This is a genomic window from Actinobacillus genomosp. 2 (assembly GCF_029773605.1).
Lineage (GTDB): Bacteria > Pseudomonadota > Gammaproteobacteria > Enterobacterales > Pasteurellaceae > Actinobacillus.
In genome coordinates, this window is the sequence record NZ_CP103807.1 from 1,649,773 (window position 1) to 1,664,834 (window position 15,062).

General features: G+C 40.5%; 15 protein-coding genes. 12 read left to right on the plus strand and 3 right to left on the minus strand.

Annotation, left to right across the window (positions count from 1 at the left end):
- Positions 1–54 precede the first annotated feature (54 nt).
- Positions 55–1,164: an anhydro-N-acetylmuramic acid kinase gene (locus tag NYR60_RS08255; protein ID WP_279466650.1), complete on the minus strand. Its 1,110-nt coding sequence runs from the start codon at positions 1,162–1,164 to the stop codon at positions 55–57.
- A gap of 94 nt (positions 1,165–1,258) precedes the next feature.
- On the opposite strand from NYR60_RS08255, the gene NYR60_RS08260 reads away from it, so the two are divergent.
- Positions 1,259–2,323: an MFS transporter gene (locus NYR60_RS08260; protein ID WP_279466651.1), complete on the plus strand. Its 1,065-nt coding sequence runs from the start codon at positions 1,259–1,261 to the stop codon at positions 2,321–2,323.
- 334 nt (positions 2,324–2,657) lie between these two features.
- Entirely contained in the window at positions 2,658–3,023 is a 366-nt protein-coding gene (locus NYR60_RS08265; protein ID WP_279466652.1) for a CrcB family protein, read from the plus strand.
- Positions 3,024–3,082: 59 nt separating this feature from the next.
- Here NYR60_RS08265 and NYR60_RS08270 read toward each other — a convergent pair whose 3' ends face one another.
- Positions 3,083–4,405 carry an anaerobic C4-dicarboxylate transporter gene (locus tag NYR60_RS08270; protein WP_279466653.1) on the minus strand — a complete coding sequence of 441 codons (1,323 nt, stop codon included), beginning with the start codon at positions 4,403–4,405 and terminating at the stop codon, positions 3,083–3,085.
- A gap of 178 nt (positions 4,406–4,583) precedes the next feature.
- Here NYR60_RS08270 and dapF point away from each other — a divergent pair, with 178 nt between their 5' ends.
- Complete coding sequence (gene dapF / locus NYR60_RS08275) at positions 4,584–5,408, plus strand: diaminopimelate epimerase (protein WP_279466654.1); 825 nt, start codon at positions 4,584–4,586, stop codon at positions 5,406–5,408.
- A 79-nt stretch (positions 5,409–5,487) separates the two neighbouring features.
- On the opposite strand, the gene epmA is transcribed toward dapF, so the two are convergent.
- Positions 5,488–6,471: an elongation factor P--(R)-beta-lysine ligase gene (epmA, locus tag NYR60_RS08280; protein ID WP_279466655.1), complete on the minus strand. Its 984-nt coding sequence runs from the start codon at positions 6,469–6,471 to the stop codon at positions 5,488–5,490.
- 343 nt (positions 6,472–6,814) lie between these two features.
- Here epmA and frdA point away from each other — a divergent pair, with 343 nt between their 5' ends.
- From frdA to NYR60_RS08325, 9 genes are all read left to right on the plus strand, one after another.
- A complete protein-coding gene (gene frdA / locus NYR60_RS08285; RefSeq protein ID WP_005598820.1) occupies positions 6,815–8,614 on the plus strand; it encodes a fumarate reductase (quinol) flavoprotein subunit in 1,800 nt (599 codons plus the stop codon).
- Between the two features lie 12 nt (positions 8,615–8,626).
- Positions 8,627–9,361: a succinate dehydrogenase/fumarate reductase iron-sulfur subunit gene (locus NYR60_RS08290; protein WP_279466656.1), complete on the plus strand. Its 735-nt coding sequence runs from the start codon at positions 8,627–8,629 to the stop codon at positions 9,359–9,361.
- 8 nt (positions 9,362–9,369) lie between these two features.
- Positions 9,370–9,756: a fumarate reductase subunit FrdC gene (gene frdC, locus NYR60_RS08295; protein WP_279466658.1), complete on the plus strand. Its 387-nt coding sequence runs from the start codon at positions 9,370–9,372 to the stop codon at positions 9,754–9,756.
- 12 nt (positions 9,757–9,768) lie between these two features.
- Positions 9,769–10,113, plus strand: coding sequence for a fumarate reductase subunit FrdD (gene frdD, locus NYR60_RS08300; RefSeq protein WP_115587985.1), 345 nt, complete (start codon positions 9,769–9,771; stop codon positions 10,111–10,113).
- Positions 10,114–10,292: 179 nt separating this feature from the next.
- Complete coding sequence (lptM, locus tag NYR60_RS08305) at positions 10,293–10,406, plus strand: LPS translocon maturation chaperone LptM (RefSeq protein WP_279466659.1); 114 nt, start codon at positions 10,293–10,295, stop codon at positions 10,404–10,406.
- 120 nt (positions 10,407–10,526) lie between these two features.
- The gene (gene lysA / locus NYR60_RS08310; protein WP_279466660.1) at positions 10,527–11,777 is read left to right on the plus strand and encodes a diaminopimelate decarboxylase; all 1,251 of its coding nucleotides are present in this window, start codon (positions 10,527–10,529) and stop codon (positions 11,775–11,777) included.
- Positions 11,778–11,831: 54 nt separating this feature from the next.
- Complete coding sequence (locus tag NYR60_RS08315; RefSeq protein ID WP_279466661.1) at positions 11,832–12,449, plus strand: glutathione S-transferase family protein; 618 nt, start codon at positions 11,832–11,834, stop codon at positions 12,447–12,449.
- Positions 12,450–12,639: 190 nt separating this feature from the next.
- A complete protein-coding gene (gene hutW, locus NYR60_RS08320; RefSeq protein WP_279466662.1) occupies positions 12,640–14,460 on the plus strand; it encodes a heme anaerobic degradation radical SAM methyltransferase ChuW/HutW in 1,821 nt (606 codons plus the stop codon).
- Complete coding sequence (locus NYR60_RS08325) at positions 14,457–15,056, plus strand: NAD(P)-dependent oxidoreductase (RefSeq protein WP_279466663.1); 600 nt, start codon at positions 14,457–14,459, stop codon at positions 15,054–15,056. The genes hutW and NYR60_RS08325 overlap by 4 nt, the downstream gene beginning before the upstream one ends.
- Positions 15,057–15,062: the final 6 nt, after the last annotated feature.

Genomic DNA, 15,062 nt, shown 5'->3' on the forward strand with positions numbered 1-15,062 from the left:
GCGGTTTGTCTTAATAAAACAAACCGCTTTTTTCTTAAAAAGATATAGAATTTACTATTTAGGATAAATTACCCCTAAACTCACCGGTTCTTTTGCACCGGTTACGCTTGGTAGATTACTTGCTAAATTATGCACTCGTTGATAAGCCAGCCATGCAAAAGCGGCTGCTTCGACATAATCGATATCCAATCCATATTCGCTAGTGGTTGTTACCGCCCATTTCGGTAGTAATTCATTAAAACGCTGCATTAACAATGGGTTACGTGCGCCACCTCCACATACAAGTAACAAGCATTGCTTTTCACTTTCTAAAGTTTTTAACTCGTTTACGACACTTTGTGCGGTAAATTCAGCCAGTGTCCGTTGTACGTCTTCAGGACGATAAGCGGTTAAATTTGGCGATTTTTTTGCAAGCCATTCGAGATTAAATAATTCTCGTCCGGTGCTTTTCGGTGCCGGTAATTTGAAAAAAGGCTCATCAAGTAAACTGTTGAGCAATGCCGGAATCAATGTCCCGGTTTTTGCCCATTCGGCATTTTTGTCGTAACGTTTAGTTTGATGTAATTCTATCCACGAATCCATCAGTGCATTACCGACACTGACATCGTAACCGATGGTTGGTTGATTGGGTGAAAGTACCGAAATATTTGAAATACCGCCGATATTTAGCACTACAGTTAAGCGTTCCGGTGAGGCAAAAATCCCTTCGTGAAAAGCGGGAACCAGCGGTGCGCCTTGTCCGCCGACCGCCATATCTTTACGGCGAAAATCCGCGATAGTAGTAATACCGGTATGAGTGGCAACCAAATTCATATCACCGATTTGCATAGTAAATGGAAAGTTACCGTTTGGGGAATGCCAGACAGTTTGACCGTGACAACCGATCGCTTGAATATCACAGGCACTTAATTGATGTTCATCTAAAAAACGGTTGATACTTTCGGCATACAGTAAGCCTAGACGGCGATCGATTTCACCTAGTTTTTGCAAGGAAGTTTCGCCGCTTTTGAGTAAGTGCGATAAATCGGCACGTAAATCTTCCGGCATCGGAGTAAAGCCGCAAGCGGTCAACTTTGGTGGATTTTCTGCAAAATCCATGATGCACAAGTCTACGCCGTCAAGACTGGTGCCGGACATTACGCCAAGATAGAGATTTTTAGTCATAAAAGTAAGATAAAAGGAAAATTTATTGAATTATATCGAATATCCGGCATAAAAGCGGTAAGATCTCGGCTGATTTTTACAAATTTATCACTTTATGAACCTTCAAAAACTTTTACTGATTCGACGATTTTTCTCCACCCTTGCATTTTTCTCAATGCAAACCGTATTTTTTATCTATTTACAGAAAAAAGGCTTAAGCAATAGCGAAATCGCTTTTTCATTGTCTTTATTATTCTTTTGTAATCAAGCTTTGGCAATTTTAGCCGGCATCTGGGGCGACCGTTATGGCTTGGCAAAAATGATGCTACTCGGCTGTTTGCTAGACGTATTGGCTTATATTTTCTTCCTCTCAGCGGATAATTACGGCTTATTATTGTTAGCAACTACTTGCTTCGGGCTAGGGAGTTGTTTGTTTGGGACTAATGCGAAGGCGTGTTTATTAGCTTTGGCAGGCGATGAATATAGCGAAAAAACTCGTTTACAGGGCAAATATCTGAAAGTGACCAGTATGTCTTCAATGTTTGCCCCGTTATTAGTGATTCCATTTATTAAATTTGAACAAATCGAGTTATTAATTTGGGTTTGTTTTGCGATGGAAGCGGTACTATTTGCCTTGATGATTAAGCCGTTTTATCAGATTCAAACTTTACAAACCTTGGCGAAATTCCGTTTCGGGCAAATTCGAGAAATTATCACCAAGGAATTTTTATTTGTGCATTTGATGTTGTTTATTCCGTTATCAATTGCCACTTCGTTTTTTGTGATTTTCCCGTTTTTATTTGATAACAAATTATCTGCACCGGAACATAGCCCGATAGCATTGTTTGTGAATGGTTTAATGACAGTATCGTTACAAAGCTATTTCTCACGTAAAATTAATCTCACTGCGAAGCAAACCATTTGGGTCGCACCGCTGTTAGCGATTGGTATCATTGTGCCGTGGTTTATTACCTTGCATTATATTTCGCTGTTCAGTGCTTATGTCTATTTGGTTATTTTTACCGTGATTGAGGTGTATGCGCTGACAGCAATGGCGAATTTGTTAGTGAAATTTGATAACGGTACCAATCGAGGCTTCATTTTCGGTGCATCACGTCTGTTACTTTCGATTGCGACGGTAGTGGTAATGAATTTAATTCCGCATTTGTTTTTGGTGTAATTTATCGTTTATAGTTTATTCAATAGTCTTATTGAAAAACTAAAAAGTGAGGCATATAATGAAAACAAGAAAGGGATAAGCACAAACTTATCCCTTGGTTGGGTTGCTATCTTACGATAGGGGTATCAGCAGCTAGCAACAGTATTACGATAATAAGTAATGAGAACTTAAACCATTTCACACATAATCACCTCCTTAGATCGGTAAGATTGGGAGGATATAGCTAACCCGAGTACCAGTCGGGAAAGATAAACACCTGACCAACCGTGAAATAGTTTAGCATAAAAACCGCTTTTTAGCGGTTTTTTTACTTTTAGTGAAAAGGAAGAAAGTAATGTTATTTATTGCTATCGGTGCAGTGTTAGGCGCTATTTCTCGCTGGCAATTAGGCGTATGGTTTAACAGTTTTTTAAGTCAATTCGCTTTTGGTACATTGTTAGCCAATTTGCTTGGTTGCTTCTTAATTGGAATTGCTATCGGATTACATTTGAATGACGGGCAGAAGCTGTTGTTTATCACCGGTTTTTTAGGTAGTTTTACGACGTTTTCAAGTTTTTCATTAGAAGTGAGTGAAAAGCTACTGGCGGAGAAATATTATCAAGCCTTCGGTATTGTTGGTTTGCATTTAGTCGGGGGAATTTTGTGTACAGTAATAGGAATCTTGCTGGTACGCCTTTTTACAAGCGGTCAAAATTACTAAATTTTTTGCAAAAAAATGCCCTCACGACTTAAAGTTGGAGGGCATTTTTCGTTAGCTAATTAAAGTAAGATATTTGCAAATAGTAAACCGAATGCAATACTAAATGCCATACTTAATAAACCCGGTAACATAAAGCTATGGTTGAAAATGTATTTACCAATTCTTGTCGTACCTGTCGTATCGAAGTCGATAGAAGCGATAATCGGACCATAGTTCGGAATAAAGAAGTAACCGTTTACTGCAACGAATACTGCGATAAGCACCGCAGGATCAATTTGTAATGCAACCGCTAATGGGAAAAGTGTTGCTACTGTTGCCCCTTGGCTGTTCACTAATACAGAAAGTACGAATAAAGCGAATGCAAATGCCCATGGAGCGGTTTCTACTAAGCCTGAAACCATACTTTTCACTTCAGTCATATGACCTTGCATTAAGGTATCACCTAACCATGCGATACCGAAGATAGCGATTACTGCACGCATACCAGCATGGAATACAGAACCTTTAGTAATTTCATTACCATCCGGTTTGCAGAAGAAAATGATTAATGCACCGATAGTCAACATAACGATTTCAATCGTATGTGCCATACCCATTGGTTTACCGTCAAATACCGGACGTAATGCTGGTACGGCACCCATTAATACTACTAATAATGCACCAAATAAGAAGAGGCTTACTGAAAGTTTTGCTGTCGGTTTGATTGCAACATCAGCAGGATTAGTATTAGCATTGTTTGCTTTTACATACTCAGGATCTTGTAATAGTTTTTGGTAATGTGGGTCATCTTTTAGTTCTTTACCCATTTTATTCACGAATACACAAGCAAGCATTAAACCGAAAAGTGTAGCCGGAATAGTTACAGAAAGTACGTTACCTAATGTGATACCTTGAGGCTCTAAGAATGCAACAACTGCAACTACCGCTGCTGCGATTGGGCTTGCGACAATCGCAAATTGAGATGCGATTACTGCCATTGAAAGCGGACGTTCAGGGCGGATACCGTTATGGCGACTTACTTCAGCGATAACCGGTAATACAGAATAAGCTACGTGACCTGTACCTGCTAACACGGTGAATGTCCAAGTAACAAGCGGTGCGATAAATGTAATATATTTAGGGTTACGACGTAAGATGTTCGTTGCGATTTTAATCATATAATCTAAACCGCCGGCTGCTTGCATTGCTGCTGCTGCCGAAACAACCGCCATGATCATAAACATAACGTCAATCGGTAAACCTGCCGGTTTTAAACCGAAGCCAAAAGAAAGAATTGCTAAACCTAAACCGCCAAAGACACCTAAACCGATACCACCCACACGGGCACCAATTAAAATACATAGTAGAACTATGGCAAACTGCAAAAAGAACATTGCGGACATAATTTAATTACTCCATTGTAATTCAGTAAAAAAGCCCTCATACTTGGGCAATAATGCTTAGAGATCAAAATCTTTTCAAATGAAGTGAACCCCCCTGAAAAGGGTATGTAATATAGCAATAAATAAAACTAATCTCTATAAGATTTACTAATTAAATTTTTTTATGATAGGAAATAATATGCAATTTTCAAAAATGCACGGTCTTGGTAATGACTTTATGGTAATTGATGGCGTAACGCAAAACGTTTATTTAACCGAAGATGTTATTCGAAAATTAGCCGATCGTCATACCGGTGTTGGTTTCGATCAGTTATTGCTGGTAGAGCCACCTTACGACCCAGAGCTGGATTTCCATTACCGTATTTTTAATGCGGATGGCAGCGAAGTGGCACAATGTGGTAATGGTGCGCGTTGCTTTGCACGTTTTGTTACGCTAAAAGGTTTAACTAACAAACAAGATATTCACGTCAGTACCGCTAAAGGCAAAATGGTTTTAACTTTAAAAGGTGAAGAAAAAGTTCGCGTGAATATGGGGGAACCGATTTGGGAACCGGCACAAGTGCCGTTTGCAGCGAATAAATTTGAAAAAAATTATATTCTAAGAACCGATTTACAAACGGTGTTATGTGGCGTGGTTTCCATGGGCAATCCGCATTGTGTATTACAAGTTGAAGATATTAAAACCGCACCGGTAAATGAATTAGGCCCTTTGCTAGAGAATCACGAACGCTTTCCTGAGCGTGCAAATATTGGTTTTATGCAAGTGATTAATCGCAATCATATTAAATTACGTGTTTTTGAACGTGGTGCTGGTGAAACGCAGGCGTGCGGTAGTGGTGCTTGCGGTGCGGTGGCTGTCGGCATTATGCAAGGCTTGTTAGATAGTAACGTCCAAGTCGATTTACCTGGCGGCTCACTCCAAATCGAGTGGGAAGGTGTAGGGCATCCGTTATATATGACCGGTGACGCAACCCATATTTATGACGGTTTTATTAAACTTTAAAAGCTCTTAGCCACGGAATACACGGATAACACGGAAATTTTCTTCTGTGTAGTCCGTGTGTTCCGTGGTTTTTAATTATCTAAGCACTTTCCACACCGAATGCCATGACCTCATCGATTTTCTCGGCACTCATTGCAATCATCATCAAGCGATCCACTCCTAACGCCACACCGGAACAATTTGGAATACCCGCTTTTAATGCGGCAAGAAAACGAGTGTCTAACTGCTGAGCCGGTAAGCCCATTTGTGCACGTTGTACGTTATCTTGTTCGAAGCGACGCATTTGTTCTTTCGCATCACTTAGCTCATGGAAGCCGTTTGCCAATTCTAATCCTTTATAATAAACCTCAAAGCGTTCCGCAACACGGTGATCTTCCGAACTGATTTGAGCCAATGCTGCTTGTGATGATGGGAAATGGTAGACTGCAGTCGGGCGCTCTTTACCGATATTCGCTTCTACAATTTCACTGAATAGAAATTGTAGTAAAGTATCTCGATTCTCATCATCTTCGCAAGGAAAGCCGTGTTTACGGGCTTTTTCGACTAATTGGGCTCGAGTCGCCGACAACGGATCTAAACCGACATAGGTTTGGAACACAAACTGATAGCTATAAGATTCCGCCGGTTCGCAATCCAGAATTTGTTGCAATAAATCATCCACTTCATTGATTAAACGATACATATCAAAATGCGGACGATACCATTCCAACATAGTAAATTCCGGATTATGACGCTTACCAGATTCTTCATTACGAAACACACGGCATAATTGGAAAATTGAACCACTACCTGCTGCTAATAAGCGTTTCATATGGTATTCAGGACTTGTCATCAGATGCAATGTTTTTGCTTCGCTAGAGAAAGGCGAAAGAAATTGAGTGCTGAAGGTAGAAAGATGCACATCGGTGACGGAAAATTCACTTAATGCCGGTGTTTCCACTTCTAATACACCACGATCTTTAAAGAACTGGCGAATTTCTACCATAATTTTGCTACGTTTAATCAGGTTCTGAATAGAAGCGGTTGGTTTCCACTCAATATTTTCTAAATTTAATTCATTCATAAAAAGTATCTGAAGATATAAAAAGTAGATTTTAGCGAGATTTACTTTATTTTGCGAAAGCTAATTTTGCTATCATTCGTATTTTATGATTATTCCCTTAAATTTTTTGTTACATAATTTGCGAAATTTTAAGCAAAATTAACCGCTAAATGAGATGTATTCTTATCCATAATTACGAGTAATTATCAATACACCTATAAGTTGATTTACCTTTTTTGAGGTAGATCACAAAACAGATTTTTATCTGACTAAAAAAGTAAAATACGCTTATCTTGCACAAAAAATAGTGGCACAATAAAAACGAGTTATATTGATTAATTAATCTATTATTTTGGAGTGCATTATGCAAAGTGTTAATTTTGATGTCGCAATTATCGGTGCTGGCGGTGGCGGTTTACGTGCAGCGATCGCAGCAGCGGAGGCAAATCCAAATCTTAAAATTGCTTTAATTTCAAAAGTTTACCCAATGCGTAGCCATACGGTGGCGGCAGAGGGCGGTTCAGCGGCAGTAATCAAAGATACAGACTCTTTCGATAACCACTTTAATGATACAGTGGGTGGCGGTGACTGGTTATGCGAACAGGATATCGTAGAATATTTTGTTGAACATTCACCGATTGAAATGACTCAGCTAGAACGTTGGGGCTGTCCTTGGTCACGTCGTGAAGATGGTGAAGTGAACGTACGTCGTTTCGGTGGTATGAAAATCGAACGTACGTGGTTTGCGGCGGATAAAACCGGTTTCCACTTATTACACACCCTTTTCCAAACTTCTATCAAATATCCTAACATCGTCCGTTTTGACGAACATTTCGTTTTAGATATCCTGACTGACAACGGCGAAGCTCGCGGTTGTGTAGCGATGAATATGATGGAAGGTACTCTCGTTCAAATCAACGCAAATGCAGTCGTTATCGCAACAGGTGGTGGTTGTCGTACTTATCGTTTCAATACCAACGGTGGTATCGTAACGGGTGACGGTTTATCAATGGCATATCGTCACGGTGTGGCATTACGTGATATGGAATTTGTTCAATATCACCCAACCGGTTTACCGAATACCGGTATCTTAATGACCGAAGGCTGCCGTGGTGAAGGTGGTATCTTAGTCAATAAAGATGGTTATCGTTACTTACAAGATTATGGCCTAGGACCTGAAACACCGATCGGCAAACCTGAAAATAAATATATGGAATTAGGTCCGCGTGACAAAGTTTCACAAGCATTCTGGCAAGAATGGAAAAAAGGTAACACTTTAAAAACGGCAAAAGGTGTGGATGTAGTGCATCTAGACTTACGTCATTTAGGTGAAAAACACTTAACCGAACGTTTACCGTTTATCTGCGAATTAGCACGTGCTTATGAAGGCGTAGATCCGGTAACTTCACCAATCCCAGTTCGCCCGGTGGTTCATTATACAATGGGTGGTATTGAAGTGGATATGCACGCAGAAACTTCAATTAAAGGCTTATTTGCAGTTGGTGAATGTGCGTCTTCAGGCTTACACGGTGCAAACCGTTTAGGTTCTAACTCATTAGCAGAGTTAGTGGTATTTGGTAAAGTGGCTGGTGAAAATGCGGCTCGCCGTGCACAAGAAGCCGGTCCTCGTAACCAAGCACAAATTGATGCACAAGCACAAGATGTAGTTGCACGTTTACACGCTTTAGCTCGTCAAGAAGGTAATGAATCTTGGTCTGATATTCGTAACCAAATGGGTGACGCAATGGAAGAAGGTTGTGGTATCTATCGTACTCAAGAAAGTATGGAAGGTGCAGTAAACAAAATCCACGAGTTAAGAGAACGTTACAAAAATATCAGCGTAAAAGATAAATCAAGCGTGTTTAATACTGATTTACTCTACAAAATCGAATTAGGTTTCATTTTAGACGTGGCGCAATCAATCGCTTGCTCTGCGGTTGAACGTAAAGAATCTCGTGGTGCACACCAACGTTTAGACTATACCGAACGTGACGATGTGAATTACTTAAAACACACCCAAGCATTCTATAACGCAGACGGCACACCAACCATTAAATATTCAGATGTGAAAATTACTAAATCACAACCTGCAAAACGTGTATATGGTGCGGAAGCAGAAGCGCAAGAAAAAGCGAAAAAAGCAGCAGAACAGGCACAAAAATAGGAGAGCGATAATATGGCAAATTTAAACAAAATGACCATCGAAGTGCTTCGCTACAATCCGGAAACAGATAGCGAACCACATTTAGACAAATATGAAGTGCCGTTCGATAGCCAAACTTCATTATTAGATGCACTTGGTTATATTAAAGACGAACTTGAGCCTGAGCTTTCTTATCGTTGGTCTTGCCGTATGGCAATCTGCGGCTCGTGCGGTATGATGGTAAACGGTAAACCGAAATTAGCATGTAAAACATTCTTACGTGATTACAGTGGCTTTATGCGAATTGAACCGCTTGCAAACTTCCCGATTGAGCGTGACTTAGTAGTGGATTTAAGCCACTTTATCGACAGCATCGAAGCAATCAAACCTTATGTTATCGATAATAAAGCACCGGAAGGTCAGCGTACTAAACAAACCCTGGCACAATTAGAGAAATATCGTCAATTCTCAATGTGTATTAACTGTGGTCTATGCTATGCAGCTTGTCCGCAATTTGGTTTAAACCCTGAGTTCATCGGTCCGGCAGCGATTACCCTTGCTCACCGTTATAACTTGGATAACCGTGATAACGGTCGTGAACAACGTATGAAACTCTTAAGCTCTAAAAACGGGGTGTGGAGTTGTACTTTCGTCGGTTATTGTTCAGAAGTATGTCCGAAACATGTAGGCCCAGCTTCTGCGATTAACCAAGGTAAATTGGAAAGTGCGAAAGATTACGTAATTTCAATGCTTAAACCAAAAGGCTAGGGGGCAATATGACAACTAAACGTAAAGCGTATGTACGCGAAATGAACGCAAATTGGTGGACAAAATCTAGCTTCTATAAAATGTACATGGTACGTGAAGCAACTTGTCTTGCTACCGTATGGTTTTGCTTAGTATTACTGCATGGAGTAATTAGTTTAAGCGGAGAAAGTTTAGACGGCTTTATCAGTTTCTTACAAAACCCTATTGTATTTATTTTAAACGTTATCAGTATTGCCGCATTGTTATACCATGCCGCAACATTGTATGTGATGACTCCGCAAGTTTTAACTTTTATCGTTAAAAATGAGCGTGTAAATCCAAACATTTTAAAAAATGCACTTTGGGCAGTAACAGGTTTAGTGAGCCTAGTTGCATTAGTATGTACTTATATGTAGGGGAGAATAGCAATGAATAAACAAGATCCAAAACGTTCTAATGAACCACCTGTATGGTTAATGTTTAGTGCGGGCGGTACAATTAGTGCAATTTGTTTCCCTGTATTACTTCTTATTTTAGGTGTGTTATTACCGCTCGGTTTAGTACCGGTAGATAATATTGTGGCATTTGCCCACACTTGGTTAGGTAAATTAGTGATTTTAGCGGTAACTATCTTCCCAATGTGGGCAGGTATGCACCGTGTACATCATGGTTTACACGACCTCAAAATTCACTTTCCTGCAGGTGGTTGGGTATTCTACGGATTATCTGCCCTCTACTCAGTGATTGTGTTCTTTGCAGTAATCGCACTGTAATCAATATAACGTGAATCAAGCCATCCGCAAGGGTGGCTTTTTTTATACTATAAGCGGTCGAATTTGTGAGAAATTTTACAAAAGCTATGTCTCTAAAAATCTGAGAAACGGCTTTTTTGCTTTTTCATTACCGCAATTTGTTTTAGAATCAACAAACAATTCACTCTCAAGGATTTACGATGAAAAAATTATTGTTAGTGGCACTACTCGCATCATTCGGATTAGCAGCCTGCGGTGTAAAAGGCCCACTTTATTTTCCTGAGCAACAACCGGCTCAACAACAAATAAAATAACCTTTTACCACGGCAATATAAAAGCTCGGTATCACAAGCGATCAAATTTATTCGATTGTTTGTCATTACCAGTATGGGATTTTGCCGTGGTTTTATTTTTCAAACACAACGGACAAGTCAATGAATCATTTTGAATATAAAAATCAACAACTGTTTGCGGAAGAGGTTTCCGTTTCCGACATCATTAAGCAATATGGCACGCCAGCTTATATTTATTCTCGTGCTACGCTTGAGCGTCATTGGCACGCATTTGATAAAGCATTTGGTACGCATCCACATTTAGTTTGTTTTGCGGTGAAATCCAATTCCAATATCGCTTTATTAAATGTAATGGCACGCCTTGGTTCGGGCTTTGACATAGTATCGCAAGGTGAGCTTGAACGTGTACTTGTCGCTGGTGGTGACCCAAGTAAAGTGGTATTTTCCGGTGTGGCAAAGTCACACAGTGAAATTCAGCGTGCGTTGGAAGTTGGTATTCGTTGCTTTAATATAGAATCTATCGCCGAGTTACACCGCATTAATGACGTTGCCGGTCAATTAGGTAAAATCGCACCAATTTCATTGCGTGTAAATCCGGATGTGGATGCACATACTCACCCTTATATTTCCACCGGTTTAAAAGAAAATAAATTTGGGGTAAGCGTAACCCAAGCACGTGAGGTGTATCGTTTAGCCAAAACCTTACCGAACGTAAAAATTACCGGTATGGATTGCCATATCGGTTCGCAATTAACCGAATTACAACCGTTTTTAGATGCCGCTGATCGCTTGATTGTATTAATGGAACAATTAAAAGAAGACGGTATCGAATTACATCACTTAGATTTAGGCGGTGGTTTAGGCGTGCCGTATAACGGCGAAGAACCGCCGCATCCAACCGAATATGCCAAAGCATTACTCGAAAAATTAAAAGGTTATGCAGATCTTGAGATCATCTTAGAGCCGGGTCGTGCGATCACAGCCAATGCGGGGATTTTAGTCACTAAAGTGGAATACCTTAAAGCGAATGAAGATCGTAATTTTGCGATTGTTGATACCGGTATGAACGATATGATTCGTCCGGCGCTTTATGAAGCTTATATGCAGATTACCGAGGTAGATCAATCACTTGTGCGTGAAAAAGCGGTCTATGACGTAGTTGGCCCGATTTGTGAAACCTCAGACTTTTTAGGTAAAGGCAGAGAACTGGCGATTGAACAAGGCGACCTGATTGCAATGCGTTCGGCAGGGGCTTACGGAGCGGCGATGTCTTCAACCTACAATTCACGTCCGCAAGCGGTCGAAATTATGGTTGACGGCGACCAAGCGCACTTAATTAAAGCACGTGCAAGTTTTGCGGATTTATGGCGTTTAGAGAAATTATTACCATAAGATTGCTATTTCCTCGGCGAGTAATGGTCGAGGATATTTGATTTGGAGAAAGATATGAAACTTTATTGTTTAAAAGGTGCTTGCTCATTTGTACCACACGTTGCGTTAGAATGGACTGGTGCGGAATATCAAGCGGAGCTAGTGAGCCGTGATTTTATTAAATCAGCGGAATTTTTAGCGTTGAATCCACGTGGTGCAGTACCGTTATTAGTGGACGGTGATTTAGCCCTTTCACAAAACCAAGCGATTTTGCACTATTTAGATGAGAAATATCCGGAAGCAAAATTATTCGGTAGCAAAACCTTACGTGATAAAGCGAAAGCGGCTCGTTGGCTAGCCTTTTTTAATTGCGATGTACATAAATCATTTGTACCGTTATTCCGTTTACCAAGTTATGCGGAGGGTAACGAAGAGTTAACTCGTCTTATTCGTCAGCAAGCGGCAGAACAGGTTTTAGATCAATTATCGACTGCCAATGAGCATTTAGAAAGCCATATTTTCTTTGGAGAAAATATCTCGGTTGCAGATGTGTATCTTTACATTATGTTAAATTGGTGTCGTCTGCTAGGCTTAGATTTTTCACACCTTGAGCAACTCTCACCATTTATACAACGTGTAGAAGCAAATGCCGGTGTGGATGCGGCACGTATTGCCGAAGGTTTAAAAGGTTAATTCGTTTCAACAATGTAGTAACTGTTACGTAATATCGTCATTCCGTAGCACTCAGTAAAAAAGCAGAGCAAAGGCTCTGCTTTTTTTGTAAGCATTATAATTAACTTGACATATCTTGATAAAAATCAATATCATTTACAGTTGGATTCTGTATAACTCCTTTCTCGTTTTACAGACTGAGGAAGCAATTATGATTACAACAAAAAATTGGCAAGCAACTCAAGCTGCTCCACAAGCATTTCCTGAACGCCAAGCATTAATGCCGATTTGGGGTGGTGAAGTTGTACCGCAACAAGAATGGCAGAATTTATGGAGACAAGCTGCTATTCACGCTCTTAAAGAAGATGGTTTGGCATACTTCCATATTCCTTTTTGTGCCGGTCATTGTATTTTCTGTGGTTTTTATCGCAATGCGTGGAAACAAGACTATAGCAAAATCTATACCGATAAACTGATTGAAGAGTTAGCGTACGAAGCAAGTATCCGCCAAGGTAACGGTAAAATCAAAGCGGTTTATTTCGGTGGCGGAACGCCAACCGCATTGGATACCGAAGATCTGGTGCGTTTAATCAAAGCCTGTTACCAGTATTTACCGCTGGCGGATGATTGCGAATTTACGATTGAAGGTCGTATTAGTCATTTTGATATTGAAAAGGCTCGTGCTTGCGTAGCTGCCGGTGTGAATCGTATTTCAATCGGTATTCAAACCTTTAATTCAAACATTCGTAAACGTTTAGGACGCAAACATAGTGGAGAAGAAGCCTACGAATACCTCAAGGCCTTGTGTGGATTGGATGTGGTTATTGTTGCTGATTTGATTTTCGGTTTACCAAATCAAACGGACGAAGTCTGGGCGAACGATATTAAAGTGGCAAGTAGCCTACCGTTATCCGGTTTGGATATTTATGCGTTTAATAATTATCCGTTTTTACCGATTAATAAAATGATTGAACACGGTTCTCTGCCTGCCGCCGCCAGTTTTGGGGTACAAGCGCAACATTACGCTTATGCGGTAGAGCATTTACAAAAAGCCGGTTGGCAACAAGTCAGTAATAACCACTTTGCTTTCCCGAATCGAGGGGAACGAAACCGTTATAACACGTTAGTTAAATCCAATATGCCGTGTCTGGCTTTCGGTTCCGGTGCAGGCGGTAATTTCGGCGGTTATAGTTTCCAAGTTCATTCCACATTACAAACCTATTTAGACACACAGGCAGACAAAAAAGCGCTGTCGTTTTTAAGTAAACACGGTGCAAATAAACCGTTGCTTGGTGTGGTACAACACGATTTAGAACTGGGCTATCTGGATATTAAGTTATTTAAACATAACCCAAAAGCAATGAAATTGCTGATGCAATGGCAGCAATTATCTTTATTAAACATTGATCAAGATGGTATCGCTCACTTGAATATCAGTGGTCGATACTGGTCACCTACATTGATCCGCAAATTAATGCTCACGCTACCCACAGAAGATAAAAAGGAGAACAGCATGGTTAAATTAAGTGAACAACAATTAAGCGAATTACGCCAATCACTTGCCGAAAATCCAGGGCAAATTTTAGAAATGGTTGCCGGTATGAAACAATGCAGCTTAGAAGAAGTGATTAGCTGCTTACCGGCGGAAATGGTCACCAAAACGGACGGCGCACGTTTTGTGGAAATCATGCAAGCGTTAGCAACGCTAGAAGATGCAGTGACCTTTATTGCACACACGCCGGATGCTGTGGTTGAAGTCACCGGCAAGCTACCAAGCGGTCAAATCGGCAGAGGATTTTACAATTTTGATCACGCTCAGGAAGGTGGCGTACACGGTCACTTACGTTATGAAAACTGTGCGGCGATTTATTTACTTGAACGTCCATTTATGGGCAAACATACCGTATCGCTTAACTTTATTAACCATCAAGGCGACGCAATGTTTAAAATCTTTGTTGGACGTGATGAAGCTCGTAATTTACGTCAAAACCAAATTGACTTTATGCGTCAATTAGTGAAGGGGGAAAAATGATTTTATTGTTTGGAGCCAATGGCTTAGCCGGACGGGCATTATTGCAAGCAGTTGATGAACCGATTGTGTCGGTACTACGTAAACCTTCTGACGATCCGTTTTTTGCTGATCGCCAAACAGCGGTTGCCGATGTAATGTCACCGGAAGCCTGTGAAGCGGTGATGCAGCAATATTCGCCAAAAGTGGTGATTAGCTATATCGGTGGTAAAAAGGACGGTGTACGTAGCGATGCTGCCGGTAATATCAATATTATTCGTGCGATGCTGAAATATGCACCTGCCGCTCGTTTTATTTTTATTACCAGTATGGGTTGCGGTGAGCAATGGTCATTTTTATCCGAACGGGGGCAACAAGCACTTGGAGAAGCATTACAAGCAAAAACGCAGGCTGAAAACATATTGCGTGAAAGCTCACTAAACTGGACAATTTTACGTCCGTGCGGATTGAATCTTGACGAAGACGAAACCTTCCGGTTGATTGAAAATGCAACGGCAATGCCAGACAGTTATATGAGCCGTAAAGCGTTAGCAAAAGCGGTTTTATTTGTACTTGAACAGCAAAACTTAAATCACAAACTCTTATCTGTTTGCCAGTAAGAACAA

Bases quoted from the DNA above. Each gene is read 5' to 3' on its own strand.
- NYR60_RS08255 (WP_279466650.1), bottom strand. From the start codon at position 1,164: ATGACTAAAAATCTCTATCTTGGCGTAATGTCCGGCACCAGTCTTGAC.
- NYR60_RS08260 (WP_279466651.1), top strand. From the start codon at position 1,259: ATGAACCTTCAAAAACTTTTACTGATTCGACGATTTTTCTCCACCCTT.
- NYR60_RS08265 (WP_279466652.1), top strand. From the start codon at position 2,658: ATGTTATTTATTGCTATCGGTGCAGTGTTAGGCGCTATTTCTCGCTGG.
- NYR60_RS08270 (WP_279466653.1), bottom strand. From the start codon at position 4,405: ATGTCCGCAATGTTCTTTTTGCAGTTTGCCATAGTTCTACTATGTATT.
- dapF (WP_279466654.1), top strand. From the start codon at position 4,584: ATGCAATTTTCAAAAATGCACGGTCTTGGTAATGACTTTATGGTAATT.
- epmA (WP_279466655.1), bottom strand. From the start codon at position 6,471: ATGAATGAATTAAATTTAGAAAATATTGAGTGGAAACCAACCGCTTCT.
- frdA (WP_005598820.1), top strand. From the start codon at position 6,815: ATGCAAAGTGTTAATTTTGATGTCGCAATTATCGGTGCTGGCGGTGGC.
- NYR60_RS08290 (WP_279466656.1), top strand. From the start codon at position 8,627: ATGGCAAATTTAAACAAAATGACCATCGAAGTGCTTCGCTACAATCCG.
- frdC (WP_279466658.1), top strand. From the start codon at position 9,370: ATGACAACTAAACGTAAAGCGTATGTACGCGAAATGAACGCAAATTGG.
- frdD (WP_115587985.1), top strand. From the start codon at position 9,769: ATGAATAAACAAGATCCAAAACGTTCTAATGAACCACCTGTATGGTTA.
- lptM (WP_279466659.1), top strand. From the start codon at position 10,293: ATGAAAAAATTATTGTTAGTGGCACTACTCGCATCATTCGGATTAGCA.
- lysA (WP_279466660.1), top strand. From the start codon at position 10,527: ATGAATCATTTTGAATATAAAAATCAACAACTGTTTGCGGAAGAGGTT.
- NYR60_RS08315 (WP_279466661.1), top strand. From the start codon at position 11,832: ATGAAACTTTATTGTTTAAAAGGTGCTTGCTCATTTGTACCACACGTT.
- hutW (WP_279466662.1), top strand. From the start codon at position 12,640: ATGATTACAACAAAAAATTGGCAAGCAACTCAAGCTGCTCCACAAGCA.
- NYR60_RS08325 (WP_279466663.1), top strand. From the start codon at position 14,457: ATGATTTTATTGTTTGGAGCCAATGGCTTAGCCGGACGGGCATTATTG.